10 protein-coding genes are annotated in these 9,543 nt (G+C 73.2%); 4 read left to right on the forward strand and 6 right to left on the reverse strand.

Annotation, left to right across the window (positions count from 1 at the left end; genetic code table 11):
* Positions 1–15: 15 nt before the first annotated feature.
* From cbiQ to SACHA_RS0112310, 3 genes are read right to left on the reverse strand one after another with little or no spacing between them, the layout of a single operon-like run.
* Positions 16–780 carry a cobalt ECF transporter T component CbiQ gene (cbiQ, locus tag SACHA_RS0112300; protein ID WP_019810104.1) on the reverse strand — a complete coding sequence of 255 codons (765 nt, stop codon included), beginning with the start codon at positions 778–780 and terminating at the stop codon, positions 16–18.
* Complete coding sequence (locus tag SACHA_RS0112305) at positions 777–1,181, reverse strand: PDGLE domain-containing protein (protein WP_019810106.1); 405 nt, start codon at positions 1,179–1,181, stop codon at positions 777–779. The genes cbiQ and SACHA_RS0112305 overlap by 4 nt, the downstream gene beginning before the upstream one ends.
* Positions 1,178–1,885: an energy-coupling factor ABC transporter permease gene (locus tag SACHA_RS0112310; protein ID WP_019810108.1), complete on the reverse strand. Its 708-nt coding sequence runs from the start codon at positions 1,883–1,885 to the stop codon at positions 1,178–1,180. Before SACHA_RS0112310 ends, SACHA_RS0112305 begins: the two co-directional genes overlap by 4 nt.
* 122 nt (positions 1,886–2,007) lie before the next feature.
* On the opposite strand from SACHA_RS0112310, the gene SACHA_RS0112315 reads away from it, so the two are divergent.
* Both SACHA_RS0112315 and SACHA_RS0112320 read left to right on the forward strand, forming a co-directional pair.
* Positions 2,008–2,826, forward strand: a complete 819-nt coding sequence (locus SACHA_RS0112315) for a beta-phosphoglucomutase family hydrolase (RefSeq protein ID WP_019810110.1) — start codon at positions 2,008–2,010, stop codon at positions 2,824–2,826.
* Positions 2,823–5,189, forward strand: coding sequence for a glycoside hydrolase family 65 protein (locus SACHA_RS0112320; RefSeq protein ID WP_019810111.1), 2,367 nt, complete (start codon positions 2,823–2,825; stop codon positions 5,187–5,189). The genes SACHA_RS0112315 and SACHA_RS0112320 overlap by 4 nt, the downstream gene beginning before the upstream one ends.
* 66 nt (positions 5,190–5,255) lie before the next feature.
* Here the strand turns inward: SACHA_RS0112320 and SACHA_RS0112325 are convergent, their stop codons facing one another.
* Entirely contained in the window at positions 5,256–5,459 is a 204-nt protein-coding gene (locus tag SACHA_RS0112325; RefSeq protein ID WP_019810112.1) for a hypothetical protein, read from the reverse strand.
* A gap of 111 nt (positions 5,460–5,570) precedes the next feature.
* Positions 5,571–6,524, reverse strand: a complete 954-nt coding sequence (locus SACHA_RS0112330; RefSeq protein ID WP_028663129.1) for a Ppx/GppA phosphatase family protein — start codon at positions 6,522–6,524, stop codon at positions 5,571–5,573.
* Positions 6,525–6,700: 176 nt separating this feature from the next.
* On the opposite strand from SACHA_RS0112330, the gene SACHA_RS21840 reads away from it, so the two are divergent.
* Complete coding sequence (locus SACHA_RS21840; RefSeq protein ID WP_157601678.1) at positions 6,701–7,405, forward strand: sortase domain-containing protein; 705 nt, start codon at positions 6,701–6,703, stop codon at positions 7,403–7,405.
* A gap of 89 nt (positions 7,406–7,494) precedes the next feature.
* Here SACHA_RS21840 and SACHA_RS0112340 read toward each other — a convergent pair whose 3' ends face one another.
* Positions 7,495–9,153, reverse strand: coding sequence for a DUF885 domain-containing protein (locus SACHA_RS0112340; protein ID WP_019810117.1), 1,659 nt, complete (start codon positions 9,151–9,153; stop codon positions 7,495–7,497).
* Positions 9,154–9,292: 139 nt separating this feature from the next.
* Here SACHA_RS0112340 and SACHA_RS24525 point away from each other — a divergent pair.
* Positions 9,293–9,543: AsnC family transcriptional regulator (locus tag SACHA_RS24525; protein WP_039738873.1), on the forward strand; the 251-nt coding region annotated here is incomplete at its 3' end.

Below are 9,543 nucleotides of genomic sequence, written 5' to 3' on the forward strand. Positions count from 1 at the left end.
CGCGGCGGTCGGCGTTCACCCCAGCCACAGTGCCACCCCGCAGACCCCCGCGATCACCGTGCCGGGAACCAGCGCCGCCGCCCACTGACCGGGTGCGGCACGGGGGCCGTCGGCGGTGTGCGTGTCCGGGGCCCCGGCGCGGAACCCGCGGGAGAGCATCGCCAGGTGTACCCGTTCGCCCCGCTCGAAGCTGCGCAGGAACAGCGTCCCGACACCACGGGCGAGCCCGCCCGCCTGCCAGAGGAACCGCGGGTCGTCCCCGCGGGCCAGGCGGGCCCGCGACATCCGGCGTGCCTCGGACACGATCACCTCGACGTAGCGCAGCATCAGTCCGGCCATCGTGGTCAGCGTGCCGGGGACCCGCAGGCGACGTAGTCCGGTGACGAGCTCACCGGGATGCGTGGTCGCCGCCAGGGTGAGCGACACCAGCAGGCCCAGTGTGCCCTTGGCGACGATGTTCCACCCGGCCAGCAGGCCCTCCGCGGACACCGCGACCCCGAGCACGTCGGTGCGGGGCCCGCCCGAGACGAACGGGAGGACGAGGGCGAAGACCACGAACGGCACCTCGATCACGGCCCGCCGGGCGAGCCAGCCGGGTGGTATCCGCGCGGCCGCCCACACACCCACCAGCACGAGCAGGTGGAGCGCGAAGGCCCAGAAAGCCTCCCGTGGGGTGGCCACCACGCCCAGCACGGCCGAGACCGCGCCGACGACCTTCACCTCGGGTGCGAGCCGGTGCACCGGGGTGTCGGCCGGCCGGTGCAGCACGGGTGTGGTCACCGTCCGGAACCACCCGGTCCGGACCGTCGCCGCCGGAGGGGCAGCCACACCAGGGCGACGGTCACGGCGAGCGTCACCAGGACGCCGAGCACCCCCGCGAACCCGGTGAACGTCTCGTCGCCGCCGAGGGTGTAGTCGGCGAGCACGCTCCCGGCGAGGTCGTGCTCGCGCTCGGTCTGCGCGACGCAGTCCCCCCGGAGTTCGCCGTCGACCTCGGCACACCCCTGTCGGGTCACCGACTCCAACCCGTCCGGGGACCCGTCGGCCAGGTAGGACACCACCCCGGCGAGCAGCACCGCCGCCAGACCGAGCACGACGGAGAACCGCGCGCCGGGCCGCCTCCGGCCCGCGCCCGTTCGACCCGTTCCGTCCGGGAGATCCGGTTCCCGCTCCGTACTCACCGTCCCGCCTCCGTGGTCAGCGTGTCGTTCTCCGTGGTCACCGGCCGACGGCCGAGCAGATGCACCAGTTCCGGGCGGGCCGCGGCGACGGCGGCCACGGTCACCGCCGTGATCACCCCCTCGCCGATCCCGATGAGCGCGTGCACCCCGAACATCGCCGCCGCCAGCCCACCGATCGGGACGTCGCCCTCACCGCCGAGGGCGTACTGCACGACGAATCCCCCCGCGGCGGCGACGGTGCCCACCCACGCCGCCGCGAACGTGACGACGAGCAGGCCCGTCCGGGACGCCCGCGCGTACCGCCGCAACCCGAGGGCGACGAGGTAGGCCGCGGCCGTACCCAGCAGGGCGATGTTGGTGATGTTGATGCCGAGCGCACTCAGCCCGCCGTCGGCGAACAGCAGGGCCTGCACGAGCAGCACCACGCCGAGGCCGACCGCGCCGACCCAGGGACCGACCAGGACGGCGGCCAGCGCCCCACCGAGCACGTGACCACTGACACCCGGCAGCACCGGGAAATTGATCATTTGCAGCGCGAACACGAAGGCGGCCACCAGCCCGGCCAGGGGCACCAGCCGCTCGTCGAGCGCACGCCGGGACATCAGGAGGGCGACGACGAGGCCGACCACGGCCACCACGCCGAACACCAGCGAGGTGGGCACGTCCACCAACCCGTCGCTGACGTGCAGGGCAAGGGTATCCATAGCGCTCCCGGGAGGAAGACGGGTCATCGGCACGGCCGACGCCGACTGATCATCTTTTCATCTCTTCAAGTGTACAGGTTTCAGCGTGGCGGGGCGGGGGCCGCGCTACTAACGTGAACGGCATGATCGGGTTACCCCGCGCGGTCACCGCGTGCCTGTTCGACCTCGACGGTGTGCTGACGAGCACCGCCTCGCTGCATCTGCGCGCGTGGCGGCGGACCTTCGACGAGGTGCTGCGGGAGCACGCCCCCGACCAGCACGGGTTCACCGACCGGGACTACACCGCCCATGTGGACGGGCGGTCGCGCCTCGACGGGGTGCGCGGGTTCCTCGCCTCCCGCGGTCTGCACCTGCCGGAGGGCACACCGGACGACCCGGTCGACGCGGCGACCGTGCACGGTGTCGGCCACCGCAAGAACGACCGTCTGCTGGCGCTGCTGTCCTCCGAGGGGGTGCGCCCCTTCCCCGGTTCGGTCCGCTACCTCGACGCCGCCCGGGAACACGGACTGGCGATCGGCGTGGTGACCTCGTCCGCCAACGGCGAGCTGGTGCTCGACGCGGCCGGGCTGACGCCCTACGTCCGGGCACGCGTGGACGGCCGCACGATCCTCGCGGAGAACCTGCGTGGCAAGCCCGCACCGGATTCCTTCCTGCGCTGCGCACGCGAACTCGGGGTCGGACCCGACCGGGCCGCGGTGTTCGAGGACGCCCGGTCCGGGGTACAGGCGGGGAGGACCGGTGACTTCGCGTGGGTGGTCGGGGTCAACCGGGTGGCGGCGGCATCCGGACCGGACGACTCCGACCCCGCTTCCACCGGGACGACCACGGTCGGCGACGCCCGGGCCGAGCAGGCGGAGGCCCTGCGGGCGGCGGGCGCCGACGTCGTGGTCGACGACCTCGCCGAGCTGTTGCCCACCGGATCGCTGAAGGGAGGAGCGTGACCGACGTCGAACGTGGCTACGGGCGCTCGCCGTGGGAGCTCCGCTGGCAGGGCCTGGCCGTGGACCAGCTGCAACGCACGGAGTCGACGTTCGCACTGTCGAACGGGCACATCGGGATGCGGGGCACTCTGGAGGAGGCGGAACCGCGCGGACTGCCCGGGACCTATCTGAACGGCTTCTACGAGGAGCACGAACTGCCCTACGCCGAGGGCGGCTACGGCTACCCCGAGGCGGGCCAGACGGTCGTCAACGTCACCGACGGCAAGGTGATCCGCCTGCTCGTCGAGGACGAACCGCTGGACATGCGGTACGGGCACGCGGACCGGCACTCCCGCACACTGGATTTCCGTTCGGGGACCCTGCGGCGGGAGACCGAGTGGGTCTCGCCCACGGGCAGGCGGGTGCTGGTCCGCACCGAGCGGCTGGTGTCGTTCACCCAGCGGGCGGCGGCGGCGATCCGGTACGAGGTGGAACCCCTGGACGGGGACGTCCAGCTCGTGGCCCAGTCAGACCTGCTCGCCAACGAGCCGATCGAGTCGGACTCGGGCGATCCGCGGGTGGCCGCGGCGCTCGAAGCGCCCCTGATCGGTGAGTTCGCCCGGGCCGAGGACCAGCGTGCCGTCCTGGTTCACCGCACGAAGCGGTCGGGGCTGCGGATGGCCGCCGCCATGGACCACCGGATCGAGGCGGGCGAGGACCTGCGCACGGACATCAGGGTCGAACAGGATCTGGCCCGGCTCACGATCGCCGTGGACGTCCCGCTCGGGGAGAAGCTGCGGGTGACCAAGTACCTCGCCTACGGCTGGTCGGCGCAGCGGTCGCTGCCCGCGGTGCACGCCCAGGTCGACGCCGCGCTCGCCGGGGCCCTGCAGACGGGCTGGGAGGGACTGCTGGCCGAACAGCGGCGGTTTCTGGACCAGTTCTGGGCCAGCGCGGACGTGGAGATCGACGGCGATCCGGAACTCCAGCAGGCCGTCCGGTTCGGGTTGTTCCACGTGTTGCAGGCCGGGGCCCGTGGCGAGAGCCGGGCGATCCCGGGCAAGGGGCTGAGCGGACCGGGCTACGACGGCCACGCGTTCTGGGACACCGAGACCTTCGTGCTGCAGGTGCTCACCTACACCCTGCCGGACGCCGCGCGGGACGCCCTGCGCTGGCGGCACAGCACCCTGGACAAGGCGCGGGACCGCGCCGCACAGCTCGGACTGCGCGGGGCGGCGTTCCCGTGGCGCTCGATCAACGGCGCCGAGTGCTCGGCGTACTGGCCCGCGGGCACCGCCGCCTTCCACGTCAACGCCGACATCGCGGACGCGGTCGTGCGGTACCTGCAGGCCACCCACGACACCGAGTTCGAACGGCAGTGCGGCACCGAACTGCTCACCGAGACCGCACGGCTGTGGATCTCACTGGGCCACCACGACCCGCACGGCGGGTTCCGCATCGACGGGGTGACCGGGCCGGACGAGTACAGCGCCGTGGTGGACAACAACGTCTACACCAACCTGATGGCGCAGCGGAACCTCCGCGCCGCCGCGGACTCGTGCGAGCGGCAACCGGACATCGCCGAGGAGCTCGGGGTCGACCACGTGGAGGTCGCCGGGTGGCGGGAGGCCGCCCGCAAGATGCGGATCCCCTACGACGACCTGCTGAAGGTGCATCCGCAGTCGGAACGGTTCACCGAGCACGCCCGGTGGGACTTCACGGGGACACCCGCCCACCGGTACCCGCTGCTGCTGAACTTCCCGTACTTCGACCTCTACCGCAAGCAGGTGGTCAAGCAGGCGGACCTGGTACTGGCGATGCACCTGCGCGGCGATGCCTTCTCGTTGGAACAGAAGCGGCGCAACTTCGCCTACTACGAACAGCTGACCGTCCGGGACTCCTCGTTGTCGGCGGCCACCCAGGCGGTGCTGGCCGCCGAGTGCGGACATCCGGACCTGGCCTACGACTACTTCGCCGAGTCGGCTCTGACCGATCTGCGCGACCTGCACCACAACGTGCGCAACGGGCTGCACATGGCCGCCATGTCGGGCTCATGGCTGGCGATGGTCGCGGGGTTCGGCGGAATGCGGGACCACGGGGGCGAGCTGAGCTTCGCCCCACGGCTGCCGTCCGTCCCGCACCGGATCGCCTTCCGGATGTGCTTCCGGGGTTCCCAGTTCTGCGTCGAGATCCGGCGCGAGTCGGCGACCTACCGCCTGATCCACGGCAAGCCGTTCACCCTCACGCACTACGGAGAACCGGTGACCGTCACCGAGGAGCCGACGAGCCTGCCCCTGCCTCCCGGCGAACCGACCGAACGCCCGTCCCAGCCCGCCGGGAGGGCCCCCACCCGACGTCGGGTGCCGGTCACCGGGGCGGGCTGACCCCCCGGTGCTCCCGGGCCCCGCGGTGGCTCCGGGACCTCGCGGCTCGGGGTGGCGGCGCCGTCGTCAGTCCGGAGGTTCGACGGTGCCCGCGTCCGAGGTCACGTCGTCGGTGCGGATGTCGTCCCGGTTGGGCGGCTCGGGGACGTCGCGGTTCAGCGTCCCGTCGGTGTCCCGCTCCCGGCGTCGCCGGGTTCCGTCGCGGACCGGGTCCGTCTCGTCCGGCCGGGGTCCGCGCTCGTCGGCCGGGGGAAACTCGGGTCGGCTCATCGGTATCGACCTTGCCTTCGGTGGGCGACTCGCCTTCGGTGGGCGACTCGCCTTCGGTGGGCGACTCGCCGGCACCGCACGCGGGTGCCGGCACGCACGCCGCCACGGCGATCACGCTGCCTGCGACCGTACCCACTCGCTCGCGCCCTCGTCCATCAGCGCGAGCAGCAGTCCCTGGGTCGTCGACCAGGGGCAGGTGACGACGGGCCCACCGAACACGGTGAGCAGCGCCTCGGCCACCACGGCACCCGCGAGGGACTGCCGGGCACGCGGCCGGGAGATCCCGGGCAGTTCGGCGCGGCGCGCGGGCGGCAGCGCCGCCAGCCGCGGGATCCATTCCCGCACGTCCTCGACATGCAGCTCCCGGCTCTTCGTGCCCTTCCGCCGGCGACCGGCCAGAACGGCGAGCTGGCGCAGCACCTTGGAGCAGCCGACCGTGCGGAACTCCCGCAGCCGGGGCATCTCGTCCCCGACCGCGGCGCGGATCCGCTCGACGGCGTCGTCCCGCAGTGCGTCGAGTGCGTGTCCGGACGGGCGGTCGGTGTCCAGCCGCCACCGGCGGGTGGACTCCCGGGCGCCCAGGCGCAGCGACCGGGCGAGCTCGGCATACATCCCGCACCCGGCGGCGAGTTCGACGGTGCCGCCGCCGATGTCCAGCACGGCGAGCGGCCCGGCCTCCGCACCGAACCACGCCCGCGCGGCCCGGTAGGACAGCCCGGCCTCCTGGACCCCGCTGAGGAACCGCAGGGCGATCCCCGTCTCGTCCCGGACGCGGGAGCGGACCTCCTCGGCGTTGCGCGCGTCCCGGATGGACGAGGTCGCCAGGCCGAAGACGTCGGTCACTCCGTTGCGCCGGGCGACCTCGGCGGCGGAGCGGACGGCGGACACCACCGCGTCCACTCCCTCGCCGCGCAGGCGGCCGGTGGCGTCGAGGGACCGGTCCAGGCGTAGTCGCGTCTTGTGGTTCACCACCGGTTCGAGTGCCGCCCCGGCACGGTTCACACACCGCAACCGTGCGCTGAAGCAGCCCACGTCGAGTACGCCGACCGTGCCTGAGCCTGCCACCGACCGCACCTCCCATGCCGCGAAAACCGATGGATTCCCACGCACCGCGACCGATAACGGCGCTGTAACCCATTCGGGTGACATTGATTCGTGTGACACCTGTTGCCGTAACGACACAGACCCGTCCCGGCGATCCTAGATAAGGGAATAATCACACCGGAGGGGACGAGGAGAGAGTGGCAACCCTGCGCATGCCCGGCGACCCGACGCCGGGGCCGCCGGGCGCCCGGCCGGACGAGACGGCCCGGTGGGGTGCCGCCGCGGCGGCGGTCGTGGTCACCCTGGCGACGGCGCTGACGGCGGTAGCGCTGTTGCGGTCGGGCGGCACCGACATGACGGATCCGGCCGCCACGCTTCCGGGGGCGGATACGACGACACCCCCGCGGGGGCCACTGGCGGTCGCGGCCCCGCCCACGTCCCGTACTCCCCTCCCGGAATCCGTCCCGACCCGGGTGTCCGTACCCGCGGTCGGTATCGACACCCGGTCCGTGATCGAGCTGCACCGCACCACGGGCGGGGGCATGGAGGTTCCCGGGCACGCGGGGGTGGTCGGCTGGCTGGCCACCACCCCCACCCCGGGCGAACCGGGCGCCGCCGTACTGACCGGGCACGCCAGCTACGCGGCGGAGCGCGGGGTCTTCGCCGGGCTCTCCCGGCTGCACGCGGGCGACGGGATCACGGTCCACCGCGCGGACGGCACCGAGGTGACGTTCACGGTCGACCGGGTCGACCGCGTCCCGCACGATCGCGCGGTGGAACGCGCGACCGCGCCCACCGGGAGCCGGACGCTGCGGCTGCTCACCACGACCGGGGTGTTCGACCGCACGGAGGACGACCCCGGGGCCGTGCTGGTGTCGGCCCGGCTGGCCACGGTGGAGTGAGGACCACCGGTCGGCCGGTGGTGCCTCTCGGCGCACGGTCCGTTCGCCGCACGGCCCGTGCCGCGCACGGCCCGTTCGGCGCCGTACGTTCAGCGCCGATCGGCGATCCAGCGGCCGACGACGTCGGCGAGCGCCGTCATCGGCAACGCGCCCCCGGACAGCACGAGGTCGTGGAAGGCGCGGACATCGAACGCCGCACCGAGCTCCCGTTCCGCCTCCGCCCGGAGCCGCTGGATCTCCAACCGGCCGACCATGTAGGACAGTGCCTGCCCCGGGTAGCCGATGTAGCGGTCCACCTCCGCGACGATCTCCACCGTGGGCAGCGGGGTGTTGCGTGCGAGGAAGTCGATCGCCTGCTGCCGGGTCCAGCCGAGCGCGTGCAGCCCGGTGTCCACGACGAGCCTGCCCGCGCGCATCGAATCGCTGCTCAACAGGCCCAGCAGCGCGATGTCGTCGGAGTACAGGCCCATCTCGTCGGCGAGCCGTTCCGAGTACAGCCCCCACCCCTCGCTGTAGGCGTTGAAGCCACTGATCCGGCGCAGCAACGGCAGGTCGGTCAGTCCGAGCGCGGTGCTGAGCTGGAAATGATGCCCCGGGATCACCTCGTGGAAGGCGATCGATTCGAGCGTGTGCCGGAACCGCTCGGTCACCCGGTACGTGTTGGCGAAGTAGGTGCCGGGCCGGGACCCGTCGACCGAGGGGAGCAGGTAGTACCCTGCCGCCGCCCCCGGGGCCTCCGCCTCGGGTACCGGCTCCACCACCCACGGCTGCGGCGGGATGCGGCCGAACCACCGGGGCGCCTCCCGCTCGGCCCGGGCGATGGTGGTGCGGGCGGTCTCCAGCAGCTCCTCGGCGTTGTCCCAGCGCAGCGCGGGATCGGTGCGCAGCCGCTCGAAGATCTCGCCGAGGTCGGAGGTACCGAACACGCGATCACCGACCCGGGCGTACTCCCCCGCCAGATCGTCGATCAGCGCCAGCCCCGTCTCGTGCAACCGCTCCGGCGAGTGGTCGGTGGTGGTGTGCACCCGGGCGAGCGCGGCGTAGTGCGCGCGACCCTCCGGCAGATGGCACAGCCCGGGCCGCTCCTCGGGCCGCCCCTGCGGGGCGATCTCCCGGTCGAGGACGTCGCGGTAGGTGGCGAACGCGGGCCGGACCACCTCGGCCAGCAGCCGGGCACGACGGTCGGCGAACTCCTCGTCGACCGCGGGTTGCCGGGCCAGCGGGTCGTCGTCCGGGGCGGCGAGATAGCGGTCGAGGTGCGCGACGGCCGCCCGCACCAGGTGCGCCACCGGGGTACGCCCCGCGGCCACGCCGTCCCGGTGCCGCTGCGCGACCTGCTCCAGGTATCGGGGGATCTCCGCGAGCCGGTCGAGCTGCGCCCGCCCCTGCGCGGAGTCGGCGATCCCGACCATCGGCAGCAGGGTGAGCAGGCCCGCCGCGGGCGCGACGAAGAAGTCGCTGACGGTGTACTCGACCAGGCGGGCGTCGATCTGGTCGATCTCCGCCCGCGCCGAGGCCAGCAGCACGTCCCGGGTGGTGCGGTCGGTGTCGCTCATCCCCGCGGTGTCCAGCTCCCGTGCGCGCCGGGCCAGGTCGGCGAAGCGGTCCCGGTGCCGCCGCTGGGCCGCCCCGTCGACCTCCGCGAGGCCGGTACGGGTCGGTTCGAGGCCCAGGAGCACGGGTGTCAACGGGTCGGCGTCGAACAGGGCACCGACGAACTCGTCGGCGAGCTCGGTGACGGGAGTCATGGCGCGGCAGCCTACCGTCCGGCGGCGACACCCGCCCACGGTCGGAAGGAGGTCTCCCCGCGCCCCGTGTCGAGGATTACCGGCAGCGTTGTCCACGGTGGCACCCGGACGGCGCGGTCCGGCGACTACTCTCGGGGGCGTGTCCGTGACCGATCCCGTCGACGCGCGCCTGCTCGCCGCACTGGCCGAGGCGGGCAAGGTCGCCGTCCACGAACTCGCGGCGACGGTGGGCCTGGACCCGCGCGAGGTCGCCTCCCGACTCGTCGACCTCTCCTCCCGGGGGCTGCCGCTGCTGGTGGGGGTCGAGAGCGACCCGGCGGGCCTGCGTGCAACGCTCGCCCGGACACCGGCACCGGGTGCGCCACCCGGCCCGGCACCGGGTCCGGCACC

The sequence above is a fragment of the Saccharomonospora halophila 8 genome, assembly GCF_000383775.1.
GTDB classification, from domain to species: domain Bacteria; phylum Actinomycetota; class Actinomycetes; order Mycobacteriales; family Pseudonocardiaceae; genus Saccharomonospora; species Saccharomonospora halophila.

What these genes read in the sequence shown, in the direction of transcription:
- SACHA_RS0112340 (WP_019810117.1), bottom strand. Translation starts at nt 9,153, where the DNA reads ATGACTCCCGTCACCGAGCTCGCCGACGAGTTCGTCGGTGCCCTGTTC.
- SACHA_RS0112325 (WP_019810112.1), bottom strand. Translation starts at nt 5,459, where the DNA reads ATGAGCCGACCCGAGTTTCCCCCGGCCGACGAGCGCGGACCCCGGCCG.
- SACHA_RS0112310 (WP_019810108.1), bottom strand. Translation starts at nt 1,885, where the DNA reads ATGGATACCCTTGCCCTGCACGTCAGCGACGGGTTGGTGGACGTGCCC.
- SACHA_RS0112315 (WP_019810110.1), top strand. Translation starts at nt 2,008, where the DNA reads ATGATCGGGTTACCCCGCGCGGTCACCGCGTGCCTGTTCGACCTCGAC.